The sequence below is a fragment of the Ruegeria sp. HKCCA6837 genome (assembly GCF_013034475.1).
GTDB lineage: Bacteria > Pseudomonadota > Alphaproteobacteria > Rhodobacterales > Rhodobacteraceae > Ruegeria.
Window position 1 is genome coordinate 14,976 of the sequence record NZ_WQGD01000021.1, and the last position, 25,156, is coordinate 40,131.

The window sequence follows — 25,156 nt, forward strand, 5'->3', positions numbered from 1 at the left end:
CCCCCCTAACCTCGCTGCTATGCAGAATAACGTCGTGGGTGCTGGGGGGCAAAGCGACGAATGGTCCGAACTATCAGACTGACACTCAGGAGGCCCCATTTATGCGCTATATGATGACCTACGACCTTATGGAAACCATGCGCAACACCAACCAATGGCTTGGTGCCACAGCCAGCGCGATGGCCTCTTACCCGATGTTTTCCATGGTTCCCAACCCCGCTTTCAACTGGATGGCGGCCTGGGGCGAGGTGACAGAACGCACCTTCCAACGCATGGTTGTGAAGCCCGACTGGGGCATCCGCACTTTCACCTGCGAAGACGGCAAAGACCATCTGGTCGAAATTACAACGGTTCTGGAACGCCCGTTTGGCGATCTGGTCCATTTTCGCGTCAACGGCCGCGAAGAACAACCGCGCAAGGTGCTGCTTGTCGCCCCGATGTCGGGCCACTATGCAACGCTGCTGCGTTCGACTGTCAAAAGCCTTTTGGTCAATTGCGAAGTCTACATCACCGATTGGCATAATGCGCGCGATATTCCTGTGTCTGCCGGCAAGTTCGATGTCGAGGATTACACCCTATACCTTGTCGATTTTATGAAAGAGCTAGGCCCAGACACGCATGTTGTTGCAGTATGTCAGCCTGCGCCTCTGACCCTTGCGGCCACAGCCTATTTGGCCGAAGTCGAACCAAAAGCCCAGCCCAGCACTTTAACCCTGATCGGTGGGCCGGTTGATCCGGATGCGACCCCAACCGATGTGACGGATTTTGGACGGCGCGTGACAATGGGGCAGTTGGAAGAGACGATGATCCAGCGTGTTGGCTTCAAATACAAAGGTGTTGGCCGCATGGTCTATCCGGGCCTGTTGCAGCTGGCCTCGTTCATGTCGATGAATGCCGAGCGGCACTCCAAGGCGTTTTCGGATCAGATCCAGCGGGTCATCCGCGACGAAGCCTCGGACTTGGATGCGCACAACCGTTTCTATGATGAATATTTGGCCGTCATGGACATGACCGCCGAATTTTACTTGTCGACAGTCGAACGCGTCTTCAAGAACCGTGAGATTGCGAGGAACGAGTTTGTCGTAGCCGGTCACAAAGTGGATATGTCCAAGATCACCAATGTTGCAGTGAAAACGGTCGAAGGGGCAAATGACGACATTTCGGCCCCTGGTCAGTGTATCGCCGCGCTTGATCTGTGCACCGGCCTGCCCGACAGCAAAAAGGCAAGCCATGTGGAACCCGGCGCAGGCCATTACGGCATATTCGCAGGCCGCAGTTGGCGTGACAACATCCGCCCGCTTGTGATTGATTTCATGAATGAAAACAGCCGCAAGCCACGCCGAAGCGCAGCGAACACCAACAAAGTTGCCTGACCACCATGAGCGAACCTGCGCGTAGCGGTCTCGCCTTTTCCTGTCGGTGCGGCAGCCTGCAGGGGCGCGTATCGGCAAGGGGTGTCCGGCAAGGAACACATGTCGAATGCTTCTGCCGCGATTGCCGGGCCGCGCAGTTGTACTTCAAACAACCGGACCCAGCCCCCGGAGCCGTCGATATTCTGCAGATGGCGCCGGAAGAGATTGAGATCACCGCTGGAGGCCAATTCATAGCGGCCATGAAGCTCAGCCCCAATGGCATGCTGCGTTGGTATGCTAATTGCTGCAACACACCGCTGGCGACAACGCCACCAAGTGCTTCGCTTCCCTTTGCCGGTTTTCTGGTGCGCAGGATCACAGATGACACTTCTATATTGGGTCCTGTCACAACCCGTGGATTTGTGCCCCGACCCAATGGCAAACAAAAGCACGAAAAGATTAGGTTCGCCGCTTTCGGACTGATACGCCGTGTTGCGATTTCTCGTCTGTCTGGCCGTTGGAAGAATACACCGTTTTTCGACAAGAAAACCAGCGAACCCGTCGCGACGCCCGTCGTGATATCCAAAGACGAACGTGCCGCACTTTACCCGTAATCGAAACGCTGTGGTGCATTCAGCCAGGTGTGCAAGGCTTCGTTGACCTGATCTGGCGCTTCCAGGGTCAAAAGGTGTCCCGCGTTTTCAAGAACAAGTATCTCAGCCTCCGGTATCAAATCGGCCATAAAGGAATGCCGTCGAACCGGTGTCAAAGTGTCATGCGCGCCGCACAGAACCAAGGTAGGAACCTTGATTTTTCGCAAGGCGGCCTGCTGATCCGGGCGGCGCTGCAATGCCCGCATCTGACGCACAAACACCTCAGAGCCCAGCCCCTCGGCCATCGTCAAAAGATCATTGAGAATGGGGATACGCTTCGGCCCCGGTGCCAGAGCGTCCGACCCCACAAGTTTGCGCATCACGTCTTCCAACCGCCCGCCTTGGGCCGCGATGATCAGATCTTCTCTAGTGGCGGCTATTTGCGGTGTATCGGCCTGCGCGTCAGTCGCCATAAGACACAGGCGTGAAATTCGCTCCGGCGCTCTCCGGATCAATTGCAAAGCCACGACCCCACCCATGCTGAGTCCGGCCAGCGCGAAGCGATGCGGCAGTTGGTCCAATAACCCCGAAGCAATTTCTTCGATGCGCTCGCCACCAGAAATGGGCGCAACGGTCACCGCCCTCGTACGGGACAACAGCTCGATCTGCGGGCGAAACAGTCGGGCATCACACATCAATCCAGGCAAGAACACCAGCGGCTCGATCACGCAGGGGCCTCCATTTGCTCGGTTTTCCGAACTCTTTGCTTTTTCTTCAGGATGGAAGGTTTGCCACGGCCGGGCAAGGGAAACTTTACGGGTAGGCGATTGCCCGAAATTCGGGGAAATCCGCGTAACGCCTCTGGCGCTCGGATTTGTCTTCACCGGGTTCGGCACCCGGCTTTAGCAAGCATCCGCGCGGGGCAATGTAGCTGTCAATCCTGCGCAGTGGTTTGGGCCGCCATACAAGATTGAACGCGCAAAGTTTCGGAAAGAACCAAATCTCGGAATAGTTCAGGTGATCGTGCATCCACCACGCCAAATCCCGCCAGTCTCGCCCCTGCGCGTATTGATCCGCAAACCAGGGGATGACGATTGACGCTCCGGCGATCCGCGCATCGCCTTCGCCGCGATCCCAGATATGGCATTCCAACGGATTGTCATTGCGGGCGCAATTTAGCCGGTTTTCATTGCCGAACTGGTTTAGGGAAGGCGACCTGTACCCTGACCGCACGGCAATGCGGCCAAAGGTTTCCTCTAACGGGTCCAGCAGGGTTTCGCAAAACGCACGCCCTGTTTCAATCGCCTGATCCGGGTTGTCAGGAATGTTTTGCTTCTGATGGAAGTTGCCAATCTCGGAATACAGGAAGTCGCGCATGAAGAAATACCGGGACAAGCGGACGCGACCCAAAGTCTCGAGGCTCCACATGCTTCCCGGTTTTCGCATTCTATCTCCTTACCTCTGATCTGGCTTCACTGAACCCCAAGCTCTTTCAACCACTCCAGGATACCCGTAACGGCGGCATCGGTCTGCCCCGGTGACATCAGCCGCCCTGCGATGACATGTGACGCGGGATCGTCCCCCGGCCCCATCGTGACCAACTCGACCCTTGCAGGAGAACCCCAGGCCTCGGCGACCTTGTGTGTCCTGTCGGGGCGCACAACCTGATCATCGTCCGAGAACCAGAACAACGCAGGTACCAATGCCTGCGAGAAATCTAGTGCACAAACCGTATCCACCAGAACGGACATCGGTACGACTGCTTCCCAGGGATAGACAGCGGACCAATACTTGTTCTTTTCTGGATCCGGCCCTGATACATCCCTTTCTTGCCCCATAAGCAACGGCAGCCATCGCCGCGCCCAAGGCAACGTCGGCACCCATGCCGCCGCGGTGTTCACCCCGAAATTCGGGGATACAAAAACCATCCCGACCACATTCTGACTAAGGTCGGCGTCCAGCGCCACCGCCGCCGCCAATGTGCCGCCGGTCGAGGTCGAGATGACGATAACCTTTTCCCCAACAGCGCGCGCCGCAGCCAGACCTTCGGCTGTGTCCTGCATCCAGCCCGTTGCCGTGCCTTCCGCCATGGCGGGCCCATCGCGGCCGTGGCCTTGCAATCGCGTGTAAACAAGATTTGCTCCAAGTGCGTCAGCCACCAGATCTGGAACGGGCCGGATTTCTTCGGAACTGGCTGAAAATCCGTGGATGTATAGAACAGAATAAGGTGTGCGTTGTTCTTTGAAGCCGTCCTGCCAGATCACACGTTTTTCGACGCCCGGAACGATATCATCAAACGACGCCTCGGTGCTTTCAAAATAGACCTGCACCCCTTCGCCAAATTTGCGGGACTCAAAGCTTGGATTCAGGTCGACATCCTCTCGCGGTCCGAACCAAAAGATCAGACCCCCGACGACAATCAGTGCCAGAAGAATCCGCCCCAGAACCCAACCAAAGCGCCGCATTAGTTAGCTCCCAACACATCTAAAACCGCGTTTTCGATCAACCCCAGACAGGGCCCGTCCGAAAAGCGATGGTCTGCGTCCTTGACCAGCAGCAAGCGAATGTCCGGCCCGGTCGCGTGATCCAGCAACCGCACAGCAGTTTCCGTGGACACCGCCGTGTCCGCCGTTCCCTGAAGGAAACGCACCGGAAAAGGCAGATAAAGCGGGTCTCTAAGGACCATTCGCCGCCGCCCGTCCTCGATCATTTGTTTGGTTATGATGTAGGGCTCCATGTAGTCCGAGGGCAGTTCGACATGACCAACGCTGTCTAAAGCGGCTTTTTGTTCATCGCTGAATGCCGCCCAATACCCGTCCTCGGTAAAATCCGGCGCGGCGGCGATTGTGACCATGCCCGCAATTCGATCTGGCAGCGTCTTGGCCAGCAACAATGCCTGCCATCCGCCCATCGAAGACCCTACGACGACCAGGGGCCCGTCGGTCAGCGCCGCCACCGCCGAAACGGCGTCCTCATGCCAATCGCCGATACAGCCATCGGTAAATACCCCCGAGCTTTCACCGTGCCCGGAGTAATCAAACCGCAAAAACGCCTGTCCCCGCGCCTGCGCCCAGGCCTCCAGATGCACGGCCTTGGTGCCCTCCATATCAGACTTCAGACCGCCCAGGAAAACGATGGTCGGTCCCGCGCCCTCGCTTTTGTGATAGGCCAACCGACGGCCCTGCGCCGTCTCCAGAAAACTTGTCGTTGCCATGAAATCCTCTTTCCTTTCGCAGCATCATGCACGCCACGTACCCAAGTGCAATTCCCGGATCCCTCTTCATCTGGCCCTAAATACCTCGGGGTGCGCGAGGGGCTGGCCCCTCGCTCCTGCCCTTGACACCAGACCCCCTACCTGCCAAATCGACCCAACACACATAACCCGCAACCGGGCGTTCAGTGGGCGCCAAACCGACGAGGAGAGCCGAACCATGGCCTTGGATTCAAAATCCGTCTCACTCACCTTCCCCGATGGCAATGCACGATCTTATGACGCAGGCATCACGCCTGCGCAGGTGGCAGCCGATATCTCGACCTCGCTGGCCAAAAAGGCTATCTCGGCCACCGTTGACGGCCAGCACTGGGACCTGCAATGGCCCATCGAAGCCGACGCGCAGATCGCAATCCACACCATGAAGGATCAAGATCAGGCCAATGAGCTGATCCGCCACGATCTGGCCCATATCATGGCACGCGCCGTTCAAGAAATCTGGCCAGCCACCAAAGTCACCATCGGCCCTGTCATCGAAAATGGCTGGTACTATGATTTTGACCGGGCCGAGCCGTTCACACCCGAAGATCTCGGCCTGATCGAGAAAAAGATGAAAGAGATCATCAACAAGCGCGACCCCGTGACCACCGAGGTTTGGGACCGTGACCGCGCGATCGAATTCTATAACGCCAACAACGAACCCTATAAGGTCGAACTGATCGAATCCATCCCGGGCGACGAACCGCTGCGGATGTACTGGCACGGTCACTGGCAGGATCTCTGCCGAGGTCCACACCTGCAGCACACCGGTCAGGTGCCGGGCGACGCGTTCAAGCTGATGTCCATCGCTGGTGCCTATTGGCGTGGCGACAGTGACCGCGCGATGTTGCAGCGCATCTATGGCGTGGCCTTCACCGGCAAAGAAAAGCTAAAAGCCCACCTGCACATGCTGGAAGAGGCTGCCAAACGCGACCACCGCAAGCTTGGTCGTGAAATGGACCTGTTCCACATGCAGGAAGAGGCCCCCGGGCAGATTTTCTGGCATCCCAACGGTTGGACCATCTACACGCAATTGCAGGACTACATGCGCCGCCAGCAACGCAAGGGCGGCTATGTCGAGGTCAACACCCCTCAGGTCGTTGACCGCAAACTGTGGGAAGCCTCGGGTCACTGGGACAAGTACCAGGAAAACATGTTCATCGTCGAAGTGGACGAAGAACATGCGCGTGAAAAGGCTATCAATGCCCTGAAACCGATGAACTGTCCGTGCCACGTGCAGATTTTCAATCAGGGTTTGAAATCCTATCGTGACCTGCCTCTGCGGATGGCAGAATTCGGATCATGCAACCGTTATGAGCCCTCGGGTGCCCTGCACGGTATCATGCGCGTGCGCGGCTTTACGCAGGATGATGGGCACATCTTCTGCACCGAAGATCAGATTGAATCTGAAACTGCCGAGTTCATTCGTTTCTTGTCCGGGATTTATAAAGACCTCGGATTCGAAAACTTCTCGGTCAAATTCTCGGATCGACCGGAAAAACGCTCTGGATCGGATGAGGTGTGGGACAAGGCCGAAGCTGCTTTGCTCAGCGCAACACGTGCCGCAGGGATCGAACCTGAACTCAACCCCGGAGAAGGGGCGTTTTACGGTCCGAAGCTCGAATTTGTTCTGACCGACGCAATCGGCCGGGATTGGCAATGCGGGACGCATCAGGTGGACTTTGTTCTGCCCGAACGTCTGGACGCCACCTATATCGGAGCGGACGGCGGCAAACATCGCCCTGTGATGCTGCACCGGGCAACTTTGGGTTCATTCGAACGCTTCATCGGCATTCTGATCGAAGAACACGCCGGCAAGCTGCCCTTCTGGCTGGCGCCGCGTCAGGTCGTGGTCGCCTCGATCACTTCCGAGGCCGACGCCTATGTTGCCGAAGTTGTTGAAACCCTGCGCGCTGCAGGTGTGCGTGCCGAGGCCGATATTCGCAACGAAAAGATCAACTATAAGGTCCGCGAACACTCAGTCGGTAAAGTGCCCGTGATTCTGGCCGTTGGTCACCGCGAAGTTGAAGAACGCACTGTCAGCGTCCGGCGTCTGGGTGAAAAACAGACACAGGTTCAACCGCTTGATGTTGTAACAAATGAGCTGTCGCAGGCATCTACCCCCCCGGATCAGCTGTAACATTCAGCGGTATATCTCTGGCAATCCGGCCCTTAAAACGGGGCCGGATTGTAACATTTCACCCTTTCTTCATCAAAAACAATGCATTAGGCTTCAAGAGGGCATGCCGCCCCCTGACGCGCTTGTGAGACACGGGCTCGTGAATTTAACTCTGGCCGACAAGCCACTAGTTTTGTCAGTGTCACAAGCAGACATACCCAGTCATCAAGAGGATCACCGAGATGTCGAACACAGCTAAATCCCTGGTTATCGCAACCGCAGTCGCAGCCGCCGTATCGGGTGCTGCAACCACAGCAACCGCACAAGCCAAAGAAAAGTGCTATGGCGTGTCTCTGGCCGGTCAGAACGACTGCGCAGCAGGCCCCGGCACCACATGTGCGGGCACCTCGACCGTTGACTATCAAGGCAACGCATGGACGCTGGTTGACGCTGGTACCTGCGCGGATATCGAACTTCCGGCACAGGCAGACGGCACACCGCGCAAAGGTTCACTGGAAGCCCAGGACCGCGACCTGCCGGCATAAGGTCGACCAAACGGATCAAGGGGGCGGGCCAGTTCGCCCGCCCCTTCCCTTTCGTGATCAAGGAACTGACCCATGTTGGATGATGCGCTCCGCTCGAACCGCCTGCCCGCTGCACCGGGCGTGGGGTACAAGCCGCAACACTTCGCTCAGATACTTGACCATGCACAGCCCGTTTCGTGGCTGGAAGTCCATGCCGAAAACTACATGGGCGATGGCGGACGCCCCTTGGCGCAACTGCGCCACCTTTCAGAACACTTTCCGATCTCGGTCCATGGCGTTGGCCTGTCCATCGGTGGCGAAGGCCCATTGGACCCCGAACATCTGGCCCGCCTGAAACATCTGGTCGGCTGGCTGAAGCCGGCCAGTTTTTCCGAACATCTGGCCTGGTCCACCCATGACAGCCACTTTTACAACGACCTCTTGCCGCTTCCCTACACGGACGAGACGCTGACACGGGTCTGCGAGCACATCGATCAGGTGCAGGACACCGTTGGTCAACAGATGCTGCTTGAAAACCCATCCAGCTATCTGGCTTTTGAAGAAGGCACTTGGTCCGAGCCCGATTTCCTGCGCGAGATTGCCCAACGCACTGGTTGCGGCCTGTTGCTGGACGTGAACAACGTCTTTGTCTCTGCCACTAATCTGGATTTCTCGCCGCAAGGTTACATCGACGCCTACCCGCTTGAGAAAGTGGGCGAAATCCATCTGGGCGGCCATGACGAAGATGAAGACGACCACGGCCATCCGCTTTTGATTGACAGTCATGGGCGCGAGGTCGTTGATCCGGTCTGGGCCTTGCTAGACTACGTACTTGAACAATCCGGTCCCAAGCCGCTGCTGGTCGAATGGGACACCGATGTTCCCGACTGGCCGGTTTTGCGCGAGGAAGCGGTTCGCGCTCAGGCCGCACTGGACAAGGTACCGGCATGAGCGTGTCCCAGTCCGAGTTTCGCGCCGCCATGATGGATGCGTCCGCGCCGGTTCCAGATGGGTTGCTAGACGCTGAGGCGCAACCGGCGGGCCGCAGGTTTAGTGTGTACCGCAACAACGTCGCGGTTTCCCTGACCGAAGCAATGCATCAGGCCTTCCCCGTTATCACCAAGCTGTTGGGCCCGCAGAACATGGACGGATTGGCCGGGATATTCCTGCGCCAACATCCCCCGTCATCTCCGCTCATGATGTTCTATGGCGAGGCATTTCCTGGTTTTCTGGCCGGAATGCAGCAGCTTGCCCATCTTGGATACTTGCCCGACATTGCCCGGTTGGAATTGGCCTTGCGCCGGTCCTACCACGCGGCAGACAGTCAACCTGCACCCGCAGATGCATTGGCAGTTGATCCTGAACAGGTGATGCAGGCGCGATTGCAATTTGCCCCAGCTATGCACGTGATCCGATCGGACTGGCCGATTCATTCGATCTGGCGTTTCAACTCCGAAGCCGACGCGCCAAAACCTCAGGCGCGCGCCGAGGACGTACTGATCACGCGCCCTGAATACGATCCTGATCCTCATTTGCTGCCGTCAGGCGGGGCCGACTGGATTGGCCATATGCAAAACGGGAACACAATCGGTGCAGCGTTCGAAAAAGCCGCTGCCGAGGCACCCGAGTTTGACCTGGGAACCACTCTGGCACTGCTTTTGCAGGGCGGTGCTGTAACTTCCGTGACTATCGAAAGGCCGAAGACATGACTGCCCTGATCTCACTTCACAACTCTGCTCTTGAGAAGGTGGACAATGCGTCCAACTGGCTGACTCCGACACTTGCCCGGCTGGTCTTCATTGCAGTTCTGTTGGTTTACTACTGGAACTCAGCCATGCTGAAGATCGACGGTTCGATCTTTTCGCCATCCAGCGGAGCCTTCGGCCAGATTTTCCCCAAGGCTGCGGAAGCGGTGCTGTGGGATGTTTCGCAGATGACATTCTTCCAGCGTATCGTCATTTTCTTCGGAACAGTCGCTGAATTTGTTCTGCCTGCCCTGCTGCTGGTTGGGCTTTTCACACGCCTTGCCGCGTTGGGAATGATTGGATTCATATGGGTGCAAACCCTGGTTGACGTCACCGGCCACGGCGTGAAACTGGGCAGCCTGTTCGACGCGGCTCCCTCTATCATGGATCAGCGCACACTGTGGACCTTCCTGATGCTGGTCATTGTGATCAACGGCGCAGGACCGCTTTCGCTGGACCGCCTCCTGCGCCTGAAGTGATCTAGAAATGTGCTTTGGGCTGGTCCGGTTTTCCTGCCGCCAGCCCAAGGAAGCCCGCAACGCTGGCGAATGCGATCGGGAACATGGTGAAGACACCAAACCCAAACGCATAGTACATAGCACCGGCTGAAATCAGCAGCAAAACCCCACCAATCAGAGCTCGCACAGGCGCCATTGCCCCTCCGGCAATCGCAAGCAAAGGCGCGATAATCGAAAGGGCCTGGATCAGGCCAGGGTTATCGACCTGGCTTAAAACCCCATCAATCTCGCCAACATGGTCGACGACAACCACTTTGGCATACCCGAAAAACCCGACGATCATACCGATCAGCCCGGCAATAACGCCCAAAATCATTGCGGCATTGCGCATAGAAAATCCTCACTTCTGATCTTGGGCAAATAAGCACCCATTTAGGAAATGCCAAGCTGGGTGCGGGTTTCAGCGGTCCAGCCCAACAGAAGCTTACCGTCCTTCTCGATCAACGGGCGCTTCATCAACGTCGGGTGCTCTTTTAGCAGCTCCATCGGTGCTTTTTCGCGCTGGCTCTGGTCCAAACCGCGCCAGGTGGTTGACCTGGTATTGAGCAGAGCATTGCCGAACTCGACAAAAGCTTGCGACAGCACAGAGCCCGGAACACCATCCTGCCGGACATCAACAAGCTCTGCATCTGGCAACGATTTCAGAGCCTTACGACACGTGTCGCAAGTCTTTAACCCATAAAGCTTCATCTTATTGATACTCCCGCTCGTGCTTCGATTTTAGGCAATCACGCCAGTTTTGGGCAGTTATTCTTGATTTTTTACTTCACCGTGCAATGTTGAAAAAGGTGAAACATGTAAATTGGACTGTTCTGCAAACGCGAAACAGTTGGGTTTACGATGACGCCAACCACAGCCCCCACCAATTTGTGGGACAATGCGTAAGTAGAAGGAGACACGGGACATGCCAACCGGCACCGTGAAATGGTTCAATACCACGAAAGGCTATGGGTTTATTGCCCCTGATGAGGGGGGCAAGGATGTGTTTGTTCATATCTCGGCCGTAGAACGGTCCGGCCTCACCGGACTCGCAGACAATCAAAAAGTCTCATACGAGTTGCAGGACGGACGCGACGGCCGCCAAATGGCAGCTGATTTGAAGCCGTTGTAACGCCACCCGCCTCGCGCGGAGTGAAAAATTTCAGGATGACGGCCAATTTCCGGCCGTCACCCGCCCCCCACCGGAATTGTTCCATTACCCTCGCGCGGGCTTTGACCTGTCGTGAGAAAGCCAGTTGTCGCCCATGGCAACGATGCAGGACGTGCCGGTCGCATAGGTCACAACCATCGTCCAATCGCCGCGCTGGTTTGACCAAACTTCCATGATCTGTTCAGGTCCACGAACGCCAGTGGCCACGCGCTTGGACGCAAATTGGCCTTTTAATTTCTGGTGCAACCGGGGTGTCGGCTCACAGAGAATTTCAGCGATAGGAGACTGAGACTGTGCTGGCAAAGCTAGGCCAAAGACCAAACAAAAAGTAGTTTTAAAAACATGGGTCATGGAACCAACGTAACGATTCCACGACACAATGTATAGACAAGTGCTATGCGTTAATGCGCATTACTTACGAATGATCGCTTCGAACTCGCGCCATTCACGGGCGGTCATGCCTGAGTTTTCTTGCGTGACCGTCTCGCCAGCCAACATGTTCCGAAGGCTCTCCACCATCTGCGCGGAAAGGTTGACTGCTCCCAACCGGTAATCCTCGAACGCTTTGTAAGCAAACGGCACCCAGTCGGCGACGATCTTGCACATCGCATCCGCATATACGCGGATTTCGTATTGCGCATGAGAGTCCGCACGCAGACGCAGGAAATGGAACAGATTGTGCAAGTCGACCTTCCAATACCACTGTGTGTAGATATTCGCAGGAAGGTTCATCCGGGCCAGTTCACGCGCCAGACCCTGTTGCCCGTCATGGCTGATCATGGACTCGTAGTTGTCGTAGCAGCGGGTGCTGTCAGCTTTCAGGATTTCCAGGACACGGGCGGCTTCTTCGCCTTCCAACGCAGATCCGCGACCCTGATTGTTCACCTCAGACTGTGCTGCCACATGTTCGGGTGCGGGGATATAAAACTCGCGATCCAGAATCGAATAACGCGCTGAGTATTCGTTCACATTGGCCGTACGATGCCGAATCCACTGACGCGCCACGAAAACGGGCAGTTTTACATGCAGTTTGACCTCGCACATCTCGAACGGGGTCGAATGCCAGTGCCGCATCAAATACCGGATCAGTCCTTCGTCGTTCTGAACCGATTTGGTGCCTTTGCCGTAAGAAACACGGGCTGCCTGACAGATCGCTGCGTCATCGCCCATATAGTCGATCACGCGGACAAAGCCGTGGTCCAGAACCTGATGAGCGGTGTACAAATGGTCTTCCATTCCCGCTGAAACGACGCGACGTGTTGGATGCGATTGGGCGCGTTGCGCTTCGATCTCGGCCTGGTGGTCGGCGGACAGCGGCATGAAATCTTCCTTTCTGGCAATGAGTCGCCTTCTACTATATCTCGCTAATCGCAGCATCGGAACCGCGATATATGCCGCAACCTACGCAATTTTTGATTTCGGTCGCAGGGCGCTCTCGACACATCAAACCAGTGCGCTAAGTTGCTGGCAAAACTAATCGAAAAAGGATGGCCGCAATGGCGCTGACATATCTGCACACTATGGTCCGGGTGAAGGATCTGGAAAAATCCATGGCGTTTTATGAGCTTTTGGGTCTCAAGGAAACGCGTCGGTATGACAGCGAGGCGGGGCGGTTCTCATTGATTTTCATGGCCCCTCCCGGCCAGGAAGACGCTCCGATTGAGCTGACGTACAACTGGGATGGCGATGATGACCTGCCCAGCGACAGCCGTCATTTTGGACACTTGGCTTATGGTGTCGATAACATCTACGAAGTGTGCCAGCATTTGCAGAACAATGGCGTGACCATCAATCGCCCTCCGCGCGATGGGCGCATGGCGTTTGTCCGTTCACCTGACAACATCTCGGTTGAGTTGCTGCAAAATGGCAACGCGCTTGAGCCGGCCGAGCCCTGGGCCAGCATGGAGAGCACTGGCCACTGGTGATCAGGTGGGTCATAACACTGGGGCTGGCCCTTGTGACCAGCCCAATCCAGGCCGAGCAGTGCCGTTTGGCACTGGCCTTGGCGATGGACATTTCAGTTTCGGTCGACGACGCGGAAGACATTTTACAGCGACAGGGACTGGCCGCGGCACTTCTGGCACCTGAAGTGCAAGAAGCTTTCTTTTCATCTCCTCTACCTGTTGCATTGGCCGTCTATGAATGGAGCGGGCAAAGTACCCAGCACGTTATCCTCGACTGGCACTTGATCGAAAACCACAGAGATCTTGCGGCTGCGGCGACCCGGATAAGTCAGTCGATCCGGTCCAATGAAGGCTTGGCAACGGCCATGGGGCACGCTTTGCGGTTCGGGGCAGAACTATTCCAAAGCGCGCCTCCCTGTCTATTTCACACCATAGATCTGTCAGGAGACGGGTCCAACAATGACGGCTATGGACCCCAAATCGCGTATCAACGGTTCTTTGACCATGACATCGTCGTCAATGGCCTGGTGATAAACGCCGCTGATTTCGAAGGGGAACTTTTTCTCATCCCTTTTTTCGAAAACAACGTCCTGCATGGTCCGGGCGCCTTTCTGGAAGTCGCACAAGGCTTTGAAGACTTCGAACGCGCGATGCGTAGAAAACTGGAGCGGGAACTGAGCGGGCTGCAAATTGGTTCAGTACAGGTCTACGACCAATGACGGCGCGCCTGCTGGTCATTCTGTTCTGCCTGTTTTCAGAGCCCGCCCTTGCACAATGCCGGCATGCCTTGGCTTTGGGTCTGGATGTGTCGGCATCTGTCGATAGCGGTGAATACAGGTTGCAGGTCGAAGGTTTGGCTGCTGCTCTGCGCGATCCCGAAGTAAGCCAACTGATGCTGGCGAACGGTTCAACATCCATGCGGTTGGCGATTTTTGAATGGACGGAACCAGGGCATGAGAGGACGCTACTGAACTGGACCGAAATTCAAACCGCTGCCGATCTGAATGCAATCAGCCAGCGCCTCGTCCAAACTTCGCGAAAGGTGGCAGCCCAGGGGACGGCAGTGGGCTCGGCAATGTTGTTTGGTGCGAACCTGCTGAACCAGCAAAGAACATGCTGGCGGCGTACCCTGGATTTATCCGGTGACGGCAAGCACAACCTCGGACCCCATCCACGAGATGTTAGAAAAGCATTGCGTGGCAGCGGCATTACGATCAACGGGCTTGTTATTGGTGCGGATGATCCAAGTTCAGGAGACAGGCGCTATGTGCAAGTTGGAGAACTGTCGGCATATTACAATGCGTGGGTTATATCCGGCCCAAACGCGTTCGTTGAAGTCGCCCTCGGGTTTGAGGCCTACGCAGAGGCCATGACCCGCAAACTGATCCGAGAACTAGACAGTCTCGTTCTGTCCGAAGCCCGCCCTCATCAGTAGATATACCTGATTTGATCGGTCCAGTACCGTTCGACGCGGCGTAGCGATGTCGTGATGTCTTCAATCCCTTCCAGTTCCAACACCCCCCTGCCCTGAAGACCTTCGGCATGGCGCGCAAACAGATCGGAAACGATATCGCGGATTTCCCTGCCACGCGGCGTCAGGCGCACGCGCACGGATCGGCGGTCGATCTCGCACCGTTGGTGGTGCATGTATCCCATCTCAACCAGTTTCTTAAGGTTGTAGCTGACATTGCTGCCTTGATAGTAGCCGCGGCTTTTCAATTCACCCGCCGTGACCTCATGATCACCAATGTTGAACAGCAGCAGCGCCTGTACAGCGTTGATTTCCAATACGCCGACGCGCTCAAACTCATCCTTGATGACGTCCAACAGCAACCTGTGCAACCGTTCCACAAGGGCCAGCGCCTCAAGATAGCTGGTCATGAAGCCCTTGATTCCCGGTCCGGAGACCTGCATTTCCATACTCATCCGACCCTCCGATTCAGTCGTGCTGTTTGGGACACGATGAATGGAAAGTCCGAAAATTCAGTTAAGTTGGAATGTCCCTTACTTCTGAAAAGTTTGCGCGATGTTCGACACAAGATCTGCGAACTTTTGAGGCGGCGGCACCTGCCCTGTCACCCATTGATAAAGATCCTGATCGTTTTCATGAAGCAGCGCGTCAAAGACATCCAACCCAGCGTCGTCCATGTCGGCGAGATTGCGATCTGCATAGGCCGACAGGATAATATCCATTTCCTTGATTCCACGCCGCATCGAGCGCATTTTCATACGCTTGATCCGCACCTCCCGGGGTTCGCTCAATGCTTCTGCTCCAACATCACGCGCATTTTCTTCTCAAGCCGCGCCGCACGCTCGGCGCAGGCGCGCATTTCCCCGCGAATGGCGCGTAACTCAGCGACTGCGGTAGACAACTCCATGCCGCCTTCACCTTCTTCGACCGGAGCATCCATGCCTTCGCCTTCACCGGTCAGAAGCCACATGATCGACACGTTGACCATCCCGGCCATCATCGACAAGCGGTTCGCCCGAGGCTCGGACAGATCGTTTTCCCAATCGGAAACAGTTGCCTTTTTTACCCCAAGTCGACGCGCCAATTGCACCTGTGTCATGCCCGCAGCTTCGCGCGCCCCTGCCAGGCGATCCCCAAATGTCGCAGAATCCGGACCATACCAGTCGTTTTCATCAGTCACTTGGGTCTCCAATTCAGAGTTTCTATACAACTTGAACGTCTTTCAGGCGCACCCTATGACAGTCGGGTTGAACATACAAACCGAGGCCGACTATGAGTTTCCTGTCTGCGACACTGTCACGCGTCAAACCATCGCCCACCATCGCCATGACGGCAAAAGCAGCCGAATTGAAGGCCGCCGGGCGAGACGTTATCGGCCTCAGCGCGGGTGAGCCAGATTTCGACACGCCACAGAACATAAAAGACGCAGCCGTTGCGGCCATCGCAGCAGGAAAGACCAAGTACACCGCACCCGACGGTATCCCCGAGCTGAAACAGGCAGCTTGCGCCAAGATGAAGCGTGATCATGGGCTGGACTATGCGCCTGCGCAAATCTCGGTAGGCACCGGTGGCAAGCAGACGCTGTACAACGCTCTGATGGCCACGATGAATGAGGGTGATGAGGTCGTAATCCCCGCCCCTTACTGGGTCAGCTATCCAGATATGGTCTTGCTGGCGGGTGGTACGCCGGTGATTGCGGAAACGTCGCTGCAAACCAATTTCAAACTGACTGCCGATCAGCTTGAAGCAGCGATCACGCCAAAAACCAAATGGTTTATCTTTAACTCTCCATCGAACCCCACCGGTGCGGGCTATAGCCGTGAAGAGCTGAAAGAGCTGACAGATGTTTTGATGCGCCATCCCCATGTCTGGATCATGTCGGACGATATGTATGAGCACCTTGCTTATGACGGGTTTGAATTCTGCACCCCCGCCGAAGTGGAACCCCGCCTGTATGACCGGACGCTCACCTGCAACGGGGTTTCCAAAGCGTATGCGATGACGGGTTGGCGCATCGGCTATGCCGCAGGTCCGGTCGAGATCATCGCGGCGATGCGCAAAATCCAGTCTCAATCCACGTCGAACCCCTGTACGGTCAGCCAATGGGCAGCGGTTGAGGCGTTGAACGGCACGCAGGAATTTCTGGCCCCAAATAACGAGATGTTTAAACGCCGCCGCGATCTTGTCGTGCGGATGCTGAACGAGATCGACGGCATCACCTGCCCGACGCCGGAGGGTGCGTTTTATGTTTATCCCTCAATCGCCGGGCTGATTGGTAAAACAACTCCTGCCGGAACGGTCATCGACACGGACGAAGCTTTTGCTACTGCCCTGTTGGAAGAGGCAGATGTTGCCATTGTCTTCGGCGCTGCCTTTGGTCTTTCGCCAAATTTCCGGGTCAGCTACGCTACGTCCGATGCGGCGCTGACCGAGGCTTGCAGCCGCATTCAGCGTTTCTGTGCTTCCTTGAGGTGACCATGTCTGCCGATCTTCCCGAATATTACTTTCGCATCCGTGAAAACGGGGCTGCAGTGTTTCGGGTCGATACGGAAAATCGCCAACGTCGAATTGAGATGGACCAGATTGCGGTCATCAATATCCGAAATGGCGACGTCAAACCGCAAGGACAGCGAACACTTTCAGACCAGGATCACGCTGAAATCGACCGGTGGATGCAAGAGCGCCGGGCCTTGTTGGCCCAGCGCGATATCGACGACATACACCGCGCCGTGGACTACCTGAACCTGACCACACAATGGGCTCAGTCCAAGGCAACTGACGCGCAATTGGAAGACGTGACTGACAGGTTGCTTATGGCAATGCATGACCTGCGCACCGTCCTGGTTCGTAAAAAGGCAGACCGGCTGAGCAAGGATTAAGCTGGCTCAGCCGCTGCGGGCATTTGACGAACCGAGTGCATCCAGAACCGGGCCATCAACAACACGGCTGCGAAGGCCAGACCGAGCACCAGCCCAAGCCAGACACCGATGCCGTCCATCTGACGGACAAAACCAAAATAGTACGACGCCGGGATTCCAACGACCCAATAGCTGAGCGCTGCCATGACCATGGGAATCTTGGCATCCTGCAACCCGCGCAGCAGGCCCAGCGCAATGACCTGCGCCCCATCGACCAGTTGAAACAAAGCTGCCATTGCCAACAACCCGGTTCCAATGGCCAGGATTTGTCCACGCTGGGGATCATCCGCCTCCATGAACAGGGAAATCAATGGTTCAGCACAGGTCAGAAACAGGATGACTGTGAAAACAGACATAACCAGCGACATGCCCGTCACCGCAATTGCGCCTTTCTCCAGATGCGCCCGATCCCGACGTCCAAGCGCATTTCCGGCCCGGATGGTGGCCGCATTTGACAACCCCAGATGCACCATGAAAGTGGCCGACGCGAGGTTCAGCGCGATCCCATGCGCCGCCAGCGGAACCTGCCCCAACCAACCCATCATCACAGCCGATGTTGCAAACAGCGACACCTCGGCCAACGTGGTCAGGCCAATCGGGACCCCAAGCTTCCATACACTGGCGAACATCTCCCAATCCGGTCGCCAGAAACGCTGAAAAAGGCTGTGTTCCGGCAGTGTTCGAACAACGTAGATGACAACAGCGATTAGCGAAACGACCTGCGTCGCGATTGAGGCGATTGCTGCACCCATCACACCCAATTCCGGTGCCCCCCAATTGCCGAAGATCAGCGCATAGTTGGTCACCGCGTTCACAAATGCCGCCGCGACTGTGATCCACAGCACGATCTGCGTTCGCTCCAAGGCCGCAAGGTAGGATTTGAGCACCATCACGATAAGGGCCGGAAACAACCCCCAACCAGCTACGCGCAAATACTCGGATGCTGTTTCAGCAACCTGCGGCTCCTGCTTCATGGCAATCAGGATTGGATAAGACCACCACAGCAACGGCATGACCACTACTGCGTAGAGCAACGACAGCCACAGCCCCATGCGGGTCGAGCGTCGAATACTGGTTTCGTCCCCCTCCGCCGCAGCTGTGGCAACCATTGGCATGACCGCCCAGCCGAACCCGGCCCCAAACAAAAACAGCACAAAGTAATAGCTGCTGGCCAGCGTGACCGCAGCCAGCGCCTCGACCCCGTACCAGCCCAGCATGATGGTATCGGTCAAACCGATGGCAAACTGCGCCAGATGGCCACCGACCAGCGGCAAGCCAAGTACGGCAATCGCCCGAAAATGGGCGGGGTATGTCATCACTTTTGTCATTGCACCAGCCATATGCGCGGGCTTGGCGCGGGACAAGAGCGGATCAGTAAAATTTCACTATGAGACCAGAGCGCCCGCTCTTGCTAGGAAAACGGGCGCGTTGAGGATTAGCGGGCATCCGGATGCAATGTTGCGCCCAGAATATGCTCGGACCGGTGGATGACGTGGTGGGCTTGTCCAACGATCAATGGATCAGGGTCCCCTACGACGTTCAAGTCCTTGCCCGGGTAATCCAGCGTCGACAGGAAATGACGCATACAATTCAGGCGCGCACGTTTCTTGTCATTCGACTTGATGATCGTCCATGGCGCGTCTGCGGTGTCAGTGTAAAAGAACATCGCCTCTTTCGCCTCGGTATAGTCGTCCCATTTGCTAAGGCTGGCCTTGTCGATCGGTGACAGCTTCCACTGCTTCAGTGGGTCGGTCTCGCGGCTTTTGAAGCGGCGCTGCTGCTCTTCCTGCGTGACCGAGAACCAGTACTTGTAAAGCTGAATACCCGAACGCACCAGCATCCGTTCCAGTTCCGGCGTCTGACGCATGAATTCCAGATACTCGTTGGGCGAGCAGAACCCCATCACACGTTCGACACCTGCGCGGTTGTACCAGGACCGGTCATAGAACACCATTTCGCCAACGGTCGGCAGTTCCTGAACATAGCGCTGGTAATACCATTGCCCCTTCTCTTCCCAGGTCGGTTTGTTCAGTGCAACCACACGGGCCTGACGCGGGTTCAGATGCTCCATGAACCGTTTGATCGTGCCACCCTTGCCTGCGGCATCGCGACCTTCGAACAGCAGAACGAACCGTTGCCCCGTATCCTGCGCCCACAGCTGAACCTTCAAAAGCTCCGCCTGTAGGCTTGCCTTCTGCGCCTCATACGTCGACCGCGCCATCTTGCGGCCATAGGGGTATTTTCCGCTTTCGAACGCCTGCCGGATCTTCTCGGGGCTTGGCTCTGCCGCATTCGCCGCCTTGGCCTCTACGACTTTGATCTGAGGGGATTTTGCTTCGACCGGAGCAATGGCTTCCATACATCTTATCCTTTTTCAACTGTCCTGTAATTGGGCTAGCAGAAACGTCGAAAATCCGCTTTGATTGGTGTCAAATTGATGCCTCAAAAACCCATAAATTCCACTCTGTATCAGAGGTTCCGATGCACACGTCATTTGCCGATCTGAATGGTCAGTCCTTTTGCGTCCGAACATGGGGCGAACCTGATGCGCCACCGCTTTTGATACTGCATGGTTTCCCGGAATACGGCGGTGCGTGGGCAGATCTCGCCCCTTATCTGACGGATCGCTTCTACTGCATAGCACCGGACCAACGTGGATATGGCCAAAGCTGGTGCCCTGAAGGGGTGCAGAGCTATGCCCTATCTCAACTGGTGTCCGACATGGCCGCTTTGATTGAGACCCACGGCGCACCTTTTGCTGTACTGGGTCATGACTGGGGAGCATCGGTGGCCTATGGCCTTGCCATGTTTCGACCTGATCTTGTTGACCGGCTTATCATTGCAAACGGCGTGCATCCGGTTCCGTTTCAACGCGCCATGGCCGCTGGCGGTGCGCAATCAGAAGCCTCGCAATACATCAACCAACTGCGGGCGCCCGATGCGGCACAAAAACTGTCCGAAAACAACTTTGCATTGCTCGAAAGGTTCTTTCGCCACGGCATGGGACTGGATTGGCTGACCGAGAGCCGCATGGCCGAATACCGGACCGAATGGGCGCGACCCGGACGGTTAGAGGCGATGTTGAACTGGTATCGCGCCTCTCCGCTGGTTGTCGCGCAGCCGGGGCTTCCCGCAACAGACCTGCCGGATCTGCCGCTGGATCGGCTGCATGTCCGATGTCCGCATCTGTTGCTTTGGGGACCGGATGACAAAGCCCTGTTGCCCGAGGCAACCGAAGGTTTGGAAACCTTCGCGCCCAACCTGACCCGCATCACGATCCCTGGCACTGACCACTGGCTGCATCACCAAAAACCGCAGGACGTTGCACATGCCATTCAGGAATGGATTCAAACGGCCTGACCTGTCAGGTCCATTAACGATGGCCCCAATCGTCGGGGTTGTCAGAATTGTTCGGCGACAAGCCCAATTCGTCGCCATCGGTTGAACATCCCAACCCCAGCACTGTCCGGTTTGCATAAGAGAAGTACGAACAGACCTGATTGATCTCAAGGATCTCTCCGTCGTCCCATCCGGCCTCGCGCAGGGCCATCACATCCGCCTCAACCATATCCCCCGGCGTTTCGGTCAGTTTACGGGCATAGATCATGGCAGCCAGCTGCGCTGCATCCAGCGGAGCAGCAGCCGGATCGCGCGCCTCAATCGCCGCCCGGATCGCTTTGCCTTTCGCTTCATCGTCAAGTAACCGCAGTAAGCCGGCAAAATGATGTTCAACGCAATACCCGCACCGGTTCAGAGAACTGACCCACACGCCCAGCACCTCAAGAAACCATTTCGGGATCTTGTTGCCCGAATGATGCAGGACTGCTTTGTAGATCGCCATGTGGCCTTCCATCGAATGCGGCCGCAGGCTGTGCGCCATCATGATGTTGTCCACATTGTTGTCCGGGCCTGTCACCCGGTCATAGAGTTTCTTCAGCTTGCCCGTGGCCTCAGCGAAGGGGATGGTTTTGATCCAGCTCATTTGGGGTCCTGTTGAAGTGTTTGTTTGATGGCCAGAGACTATGAGCGCTTTGAGCTGGTGGCGAGACGAATTCGGCAAATCACGACGATGAGCCCAATCTGGACATAGATGAGCGTTCATGCGCAGTGTCATTCATGCCGCTGACGCAAGACTTGAAGCTAATTTTGGAAACTGTCCTGCCAACCGATCCCAGCTTTCGGTGGGTCAATGAGGCTGTAATAGACAGCTGCATCAATGACTGCCGGCGATGCGCTTTGGCGGGCTCCATTGACGCTTTTTTGTTGTCCGCGATGCGCCTGTTGGCACTTCCAAACAATGGTCACACACGGCTGATCCCCAATGATGCGATCTCGGTGCTACCACTGAGGTTCGTTTGTGTCGGGCGTTCCGTTCAAGTCAGTGGGACGGCACCAGGAGTAACTGCACCGCGAGGAGAGTTGATAGCAGTCAACGGTGCGGCTTTGAGCCAAATCGAAGCCGCGGCAGAGAAATTTCTGGCGGGGACGTCCCAAAGAAAACGGGTCATCGGACCGCTTCTTCTGGCTTGGCCATACGCATTGGCACGTTTGGGTTTTTCTGCAAAAGGCGCGACGACCGAGTATCGTGTGCGGGAAAAAAATGGGCAGATAACCAATCTGAAAATGGCGAACAGAAATACTGTTCCTGCCTCGTCGCTCTACCCCAGAAACGAGCACGGCAAAACTGATCCCGCCTGGGAACCCGAAACCTTCGTAGCGATAAAGGGCTGGCAAGGGCTTGGGCTTTCGATTCAGTTGCCAAGTTTCTTTGACCCTAGTGAAACTGCACTTCCTAAAGCCATCTCAGGTGCAGCGGACCGCGTGAGAGCCTGCTCAAACAAAACGCTCTTAATTGACGTTCGCGGAAACACCGGCGGCAATTTTATTATGGCGATGCCCTTGATCGAGGCGATTTCGCAAAGCGCAATTGAGCAGGTTGTGGTGCTTGTCGATAAATTCACGTTCTCCGCAGCGATCGTGTTTGTAGCCATCCTGAAACATCGTTTGGGACATCGACTCAAACTCATCGGGGAAGAAATGGGCGACGGTTTGATGTTCTTTGCCGAAGGCGGCTTGCTCAACTTGCCGACGAGCGGAGCCGTCGTGCGGTATTCGTCAGCCTTTCACGACTGGGAAGGTGGAACGTCTGGCGAAACCACACCGCCCGAAATAGCCCGGCAAATCGTACCCGCAGGAGCACTGAATTTGGACCGGGAATGGGTCGAGGGACCTATTGGTGAGGATGCACAAGGCGCGTTCTATCAACGCGTTCTCAAAAGTATGAGCGATTAGACGAACGGCCGTCAAATCCTGCAGCGCTGTCAAAAGCAAAGCCAGGCGTCGCAAGCACAGCAATGAGTCCGTTTGGTGCCCAGCGCAACCCAAAGCTTCCACAACACCTCGCGCCCCTCTTCCCCCGGACCACATCACCTGCCATAATAGGAGAAACTCAAAAACAAGAGCAGCACCCATGCCCGACGATCTGTTGACGCCCGAAGCGACCAATACCTATGACGCCTCCTCGATCGAGGTGCTCGAAGGTCTGGAACCGGTCCGCAAACGCCCCGGCATGTATATCGGCGGCACCGATGAGCGCGCGTTGCATCATATGGTGGCTGAAATCCTCGACAATTCGATGGACGAGGCTGTGGCGGGCCATGCCAACCGGATCGAGGTCGAACTGCACGCGGATTACGCGCTGACCGTGCGCGACAACGGGCGCGGCATTCCGATCGATCCGCACCCCAAGTTCCCTGACAAATCCGCGCTTGAGGTCATCCTGTGCACCCTGCACGCGGGTGGTAAGTTCTCGGGCAAGGCGTATCAGACCTCGGGCGGCCTGCACGGTGTGGGTGCCTCGGTGGTGAACGCGCTGTCGGATTCAATGGTCGTGCAGGTGGCGCGCGACAAGACGCTGTTCGAACAGCGGTTCTCGCGCGGTGTGCCGCTGGGCCCCGTGGAAAAGGTCGGCGCGGCCCCCAACCGGCGCGGCACCATGGTGACCTTCCACGCCGATCCTGACATTTTCGGCCACCACAAGTTCAAACCCGCACGCCTGTTCAAATCCATCCGCTCCAAGGCCTACCTGTTCTCGGGCGTCGAAATCCGCTGGAAATCCGCCATCGACGACGGTGAAACACCGACCGAGGCGACCTTTCACTTCCCCGGCGGCCTTTCGGATTATCTGAAAGAGACGATGAACGGCTCGTCCACCTATGCCGAGCAGCCCTTTGCAGGTACCGTGGATTTCAACGAAAAATTCGGCACGCCCGGCAAGGTCGAGTGGGCGATCAACTGGACGCCCTCGCGCGACGGGTTCATCCAGTCTTACTGTAACACCGTCCCCACACCCGAAGGCGGCACCCATGTGGCGGGGTTCTGGGCCGCGATCCTCAAGGGGATCAAGGCTTACGGAGAACTGATCAACAACAAGAAGGCCGGTCAGATCACTCGCGATGACTTGATCACCGGCGGCTGCGCGCTGGTATCTTGCTTTATCCGCGAACCGGAATTCGCCGGCCAGACCAAAGACCGTCTGGCCACGGTCGAGGCCCAGCGGCTGGTCGAAAACTCGGTCCGCGACCATTTCGACAACTGGTTGGCCGCCGACACGAAATCCGCCGGCGCGATCCTGGATTTCCTCATCCTAAGGGCTGAGGAACGCCTGCGCCGACGGGCCGAGAAGGAAACACAACGCAAGTCCGCCACTAAGAAACTTCGTCTTCCCGGCAAGCTGGTGGACTGTAGTAGTTCAACACGGGACGGCACGGAATTATTCATCGTCGAGGGCGATTCTGCGGGCGGTTCGGCAAAAATGGGTCGGGACCGCAAAACGCAGGCCCTGCTGCCCCTGCGCGGCAAGATCCTGAACGTGCTGGGCGCGGCCAGTTCGAAACTGGGCACCAACGCCGAGATCAACGATCTGACCCAAGCGCTGGGTGTTGGCCTCGGTACCAAGTTCAACGTTGATGACCTGCGCTATGACAAGGTCATCATCATGACAGACGCGGATGTGGACGGGGCGCATATCGCGTCCTTGCTGATGACGTTCTTCTTCACCCAGATGCGCCCGATGATCGACGCGGGCCACCTGTACCTCGCCTGCCCGCCCCTGTACCGCCTGACCCAAGGCGCCAAACGCGTCTATTGCCTGGACGAGGCCGAGCGTGACGAGTGGCTTGAAAAAGGTCTGGGCGGCAAGGGCAAGATCGACGTCTCGCGCTTCAAAGGTCTGGGCGAGATGGACGCCAAGGATCTGAAAGAGACGACGATGGACCCCAAATCCCGGAAATTGATCCGGGTCACCATCGACGAGGACGAACCCGGCGAGACCGGCGACCTGGTCGAGCGCCTGATGGGCAAAAAACCCGAACTGCGGTTCCAGTACATTCAGGAGAACGCGCGGTTTGTGGAGGAGTTGGACGTATAATTTTCTATTTAAGAAGCTATTTTGGAAAGAATTTAGCAACGTGCCCCTAACTTCCGCTATTGAACACGAAAACCTGACCAAAACTCGAAAGGCTCTTTACTTTAGCGCTTTTTTTACCTTCGCGGTAGTGTCTTTGCCCCGTAAAATTGGGCCACTACTTTGGTCGAGAGGGGGGAACAAGGG

General features: G+C 56.5%; 30 protein-coding genes. 16 read left to right on the forward strand and 14 right to left on the reverse strand.

Annotated features, from left to right (window positions below):
* The first annotated feature begins 101 nt into the window (after nt 1-101).
* Together phaZ and GOV91_RS20160 are read left to right on the forward strand one after the other, a co-directional pair.
* The gene (phaZ, locus tag GOV91_RS20155; protein ID WP_171236786.1) at nt 102-1,373 is read left to right on the forward strand and encodes a polyhydroxyalkanoate depolymerase; all 1,272 of its coding nucleotides are present in this window, start codon (nt 102-104) and stop codon (nt 1,371-1,373) included.
* A gap of 5 nt (nt 1,374-1,378) precedes the next feature.
* The gene (locus tag GOV91_RS20160; protein ID WP_171236787.1) at nt 1,379-1,966 is read left to right on the forward strand and encodes a DUF6151 family protein; all 588 of its coding nucleotides are present in this window, start codon (nt 1,379-1,381) and stop codon (nt 1,964-1,966) included.
* Here the strand turns inward: GOV91_RS20160 and GOV91_RS20165 are convergent.
* The 4 genes from GOV91_RS20165 to GOV91_RS20180 all read right to left on the reverse strand — a co-directional run bounded on the left by GOV91_RS20165 (nt 1,957) and on the right by GOV91_RS20180 (nt 5,159).
* Nucleotides 1,957-2,673, reverse strand: coding sequence for an alpha/beta fold hydrolase (locus GOV91_RS20165; protein WP_171236788.1), 717 nt, complete (start codon nt 2,671-2,673; stop codon nt 1,957-1,959). The genes GOV91_RS20160 and GOV91_RS20165 overlap by 10 nt on opposite strands.
* Before the next feature lie 85 nt (nt 2,674-2,758).
* On the reverse strand, nt 2,759-3,373 hold the full coding sequence (locus GOV91_RS20170) for a hypothetical protein (protein WP_171236808.1): 615 nt from the start codon (nt 3,371-3,373) through the stop codon (nt 2,759-2,761).
* Nucleotides 3,374-3,417: 44 nt separating this feature from the next.
* Complete coding sequence (locus GOV91_RS20175) at nt 3,418-4,410, reverse strand: carboxylesterase (protein ID WP_171236789.1); 993 nt, start codon at nt 4,408-4,410, stop codon at nt 3,418-3,420.
* Entirely contained in the window at nt 4,410-5,159 is a 750-nt protein-coding gene (locus GOV91_RS20180; protein ID WP_171236790.1) for an alpha/beta fold hydrolase, read from the reverse strand. The genes GOV91_RS20175 and GOV91_RS20180 overlap by 1 nt, the downstream gene beginning before the upstream one ends.
* Before the next feature lie 217 nt (nt 5,160-5,376).
* Between GOV91_RS20180 and thrS the strand changes: the two genes are divergently transcribed.
* From thrS to GOV91_RS20205, 5 genes are all read left to right on the forward strand, one after another.
* Nucleotides 5,377-7,335: a threonine--tRNA ligase gene (gene thrS / locus GOV91_RS20185; RefSeq protein ID WP_171236791.1), complete on the forward strand. Its 1,959-nt coding sequence runs from the start codon at nt 5,377-5,379 to the stop codon at nt 7,333-7,335.
* A gap of 221 nt (nt 7,336-7,556) precedes the next feature.
* A complete protein-coding gene (locus GOV91_RS20190; protein ID WP_171177392.1) occupies nt 7,557-7,859 on the forward strand; it encodes a DUF2282 domain-containing protein in 303 nt (100 codons plus the stop codon).
* A gap of 72 nt (nt 7,860-7,931) precedes the next feature.
* Nucleotides 7,932-8,789, forward strand: coding sequence for a DUF692 family multinuclear iron-containing protein (locus GOV91_RS20195; RefSeq protein WP_171236792.1), 858 nt, complete (start codon nt 7,932-7,934; stop codon nt 8,787-8,789).
* A complete protein-coding gene (locus GOV91_RS20200) occupies nt 8,786-9,547 on the forward strand; it encodes a DNA-binding domain-containing protein (RefSeq protein ID WP_171236793.1) in 762 nt (253 codons plus the stop codon). Before GOV91_RS20195 ends, GOV91_RS20200 begins: the two co-directional genes overlap by 4 nt.
* Entirely contained in the window at nt 9,544-10,062 is a 519-nt protein-coding gene (locus tag GOV91_RS20205) for a DoxX family protein (protein WP_171177405.1), read from the forward strand. The genes GOV91_RS20200 and GOV91_RS20205 overlap by 4 nt, the downstream gene beginning before the upstream one ends.
* Before the next feature lies 1 nt (nt 10,063).
* Here GOV91_RS20205 and GOV91_RS20210 read toward each other — a convergent pair whose 3' ends face one another.
* On the reverse strand, nt 10,064-10,432 hold the full coding sequence (locus GOV91_RS20210) for a hypothetical protein (RefSeq protein WP_171236794.1): 369 nt from the start codon (nt 10,430-10,432) through the stop codon (nt 10,064-10,066).
* Between the two features lie 41 nt (nt 10,433-10,473).
* Nucleotides 10,474-10,791, reverse strand: a complete 318-nt coding sequence (locus GOV91_RS20215; RefSeq protein ID WP_171177409.1) for an ArsC/Spx/MgsR family protein — start codon at nt 10,789-10,791, stop codon at nt 10,474-10,476.
* Between the two features lie 214 nt (nt 10,792-11,005).
* On the opposite strand from GOV91_RS20215, the gene GOV91_RS20220 reads away from it, so the two are divergent.
* Nucleotides 11,006-11,212 carry a cold-shock protein gene (locus GOV91_RS20220; protein ID WP_008758035.1) on the forward strand — a complete coding sequence of 69 codons (207 nt, stop codon included), beginning with the start codon at nt 11,006-11,008 and terminating at the stop codon, nt 11,210-11,212.
* Nucleotides 11,213-11,296: 84 nt separating this feature from the next.
* Here the strand turns inward: GOV91_RS20220 and GOV91_RS22835 are convergent, their stop codons facing one another.
* Both GOV91_RS22835 and thyX read right to left on the reverse strand, forming a co-directional pair.
* Complete coding sequence (locus GOV91_RS22835) at nt 11,297-11,425, reverse strand: hypothetical protein (protein WP_256369249.1); 129 nt, start codon at nt 11,423-11,425, stop codon at nt 11,297-11,299.
* 237 nt (nt 11,426-11,662) lie between these two features.
* A complete protein-coding gene (gene thyX, locus GOV91_RS20230; RefSeq protein ID WP_171236796.1) occupies nt 11,663-12,571 on the reverse strand; it encodes an FAD-dependent thymidylate synthase in 909 nt (302 codons plus the stop codon).
* Nucleotides 12,572-12,747: 176 nt separating this feature from the next.
* Between thyX and GOV91_RS20235 the strand changes: the two genes are divergently transcribed.
* From GOV91_RS20235 to GOV91_RS20245, 3 genes are read left to right on the forward strand one after another with little or no spacing between them, the layout of a single operon-like run.
* On the forward strand, nt 12,748-13,176 hold the full coding sequence (locus GOV91_RS20235) for a VOC family protein (RefSeq protein ID WP_171236797.1): 429 nt from the start codon (nt 12,748-12,750) through the stop codon (nt 13,174-13,176).
* Nucleotides 13,173-13,874, forward strand: coding sequence for a DUF1194 domain-containing protein (locus tag GOV91_RS20240; RefSeq protein ID WP_171236798.1), 702 nt, complete (start codon nt 13,173-13,175; stop codon nt 13,872-13,874). Before GOV91_RS20235 ends, GOV91_RS20240 begins: the two co-directional genes overlap by 4 nt.
* The gene (locus GOV91_RS20245) at nt 13,871-14,590 is read left to right on the forward strand and encodes a DUF1194 domain-containing protein (RefSeq protein WP_171236799.1); all 720 of its coding nucleotides are present in this window, start codon (nt 13,871-13,873) and stop codon (nt 14,588-14,590) included. The genes GOV91_RS20240 and GOV91_RS20245 overlap by 4 nt, the downstream gene beginning before the upstream one ends.
* Here GOV91_RS20245 and GOV91_RS20250 read toward each other — a convergent pair.
* The 3 genes from GOV91_RS20250 to GOV91_RS20260 form a co-directional block, all read right to left on the reverse strand.
* A complete protein-coding gene (locus GOV91_RS20250) occupies nt 14,584-15,081 on the reverse strand; it encodes a MarR family winged helix-turn-helix transcriptional regulator (RefSeq protein ID WP_171236800.1) in 498 nt (165 codons plus the stop codon). The two genes, GOV91_RS20245 and GOV91_RS20250, sit on opposite strands and share 7 nt — an antisense overlap.
* A 78-nt stretch (nt 15,082-15,159) precedes the next feature.
* Nucleotides 15,160-15,417: a succinate dehydrogenase assembly factor 2 gene (locus GOV91_RS20255; RefSeq protein WP_171236801.1), complete on the reverse strand. Its 258-nt coding sequence runs from the start codon at nt 15,415-15,417 to the stop codon at nt 15,160-15,162.
* Complete coding sequence (locus tag GOV91_RS20260; RefSeq protein WP_171236802.1) at nt 15,414-15,806, reverse strand: helix-turn-helix transcriptional regulator; 393 nt, start codon at nt 15,804-15,806, stop codon at nt 15,414-15,416. Before GOV91_RS20260 ends, GOV91_RS20255 begins: the two co-directional genes overlap by 4 nt.
* 92 nt (nt 15,807-15,898) lie before the next feature.
* Here GOV91_RS20260 and GOV91_RS20265 point away from each other — a divergent pair, with 92 nt between their 5' ends.
* Entirely contained in the window at nt 15,899-17,101 is a 1,203-nt protein-coding gene (locus tag GOV91_RS20265) for a pyridoxal phosphate-dependent aminotransferase (protein ID WP_171177429.1), read from the forward strand.
* A gap of 2 nt (nt 17,102-17,103) precedes the next feature.
* Nucleotides 17,104-17,505, forward strand: coding sequence for a hypothetical protein (locus tag GOV91_RS20270; protein WP_171177431.1), 402 nt, complete (start codon nt 17,104-17,106; stop codon nt 17,503-17,505).
* On the opposite strand, the gene GOV91_RS20275 is transcribed toward GOV91_RS20270, so the two are convergent.
* Together GOV91_RS20275 and ppk2 are read right to left on the reverse strand one after the other, a co-directional pair.
* The gene (locus GOV91_RS20275; RefSeq protein ID WP_171236803.1) at nt 17,502-18,872 is read right to left on the reverse strand and encodes an MATE family efflux transporter; all 1,371 of its coding nucleotides are present in this window, start codon (nt 18,870-18,872) and stop codon (nt 17,502-17,504) included. The genes GOV91_RS20270 and GOV91_RS20275 overlap by 4 nt on opposite strands.
* Nucleotides 18,873-18,979: 107 nt before the next feature.
* Nucleotides 18,980-19,903, reverse strand: a complete 924-nt coding sequence (gene ppk2 / locus GOV91_RS20280) for a polyphosphate kinase 2 (RefSeq protein ID WP_171090914.1) — start codon at nt 19,901-19,903, stop codon at nt 18,980-18,982.
* Nucleotides 19,904-20,025: 122 nt separating this feature from the next.
* Between ppk2 and GOV91_RS20285 the strand changes: the two genes are divergently transcribed.
* Nucleotides 20,026-20,904: an alpha/beta fold hydrolase gene (locus tag GOV91_RS20285; RefSeq protein WP_171236804.1), complete on the forward strand. Its 879-nt coding sequence runs from the start codon at nt 20,026-20,028 to the stop codon at nt 20,902-20,904.
* Between the two features lie 13 nt (nt 20,905-20,917).
* Here the strand turns inward: GOV91_RS20285 and GOV91_RS20290 are convergent, their stop codons facing one another.
* Nucleotides 20,918-21,526 (reverse strand): carboxymuconolactone decarboxylase family protein, encoded by a 609-nt coding sequence (locus GOV91_RS20290; protein ID WP_171236805.1) that lies wholly within the window; start codon nt 21,524-21,526, stop codon nt 20,918-20,920.
* Between the two features lie 461 nt (nt 21,527-21,987).
* On the opposite strand from GOV91_RS20290, the gene GOV91_RS20295 reads away from it, so the two are divergent.
* Complete coding sequence (locus GOV91_RS20295; protein WP_254440735.1) at nt 21,988-22,836, forward strand: peptidase S41; 849 nt, start codon at nt 21,988-21,990, stop codon at nt 22,834-22,836.
* Nucleotides 22,837-23,014: 178 nt separating this feature from the next.
* Nucleotides 23,015-24,973, forward strand: a complete 1,959-nt coding sequence (gene parE, locus GOV91_RS20300; protein ID WP_171236807.1) for a DNA topoisomerase IV subunit B — start codon at nt 23,015-23,017, stop codon at nt 24,971-24,973.
* The last annotated feature ends 183 nt before the right edge of the window (nt 24,974-25,156 follow it).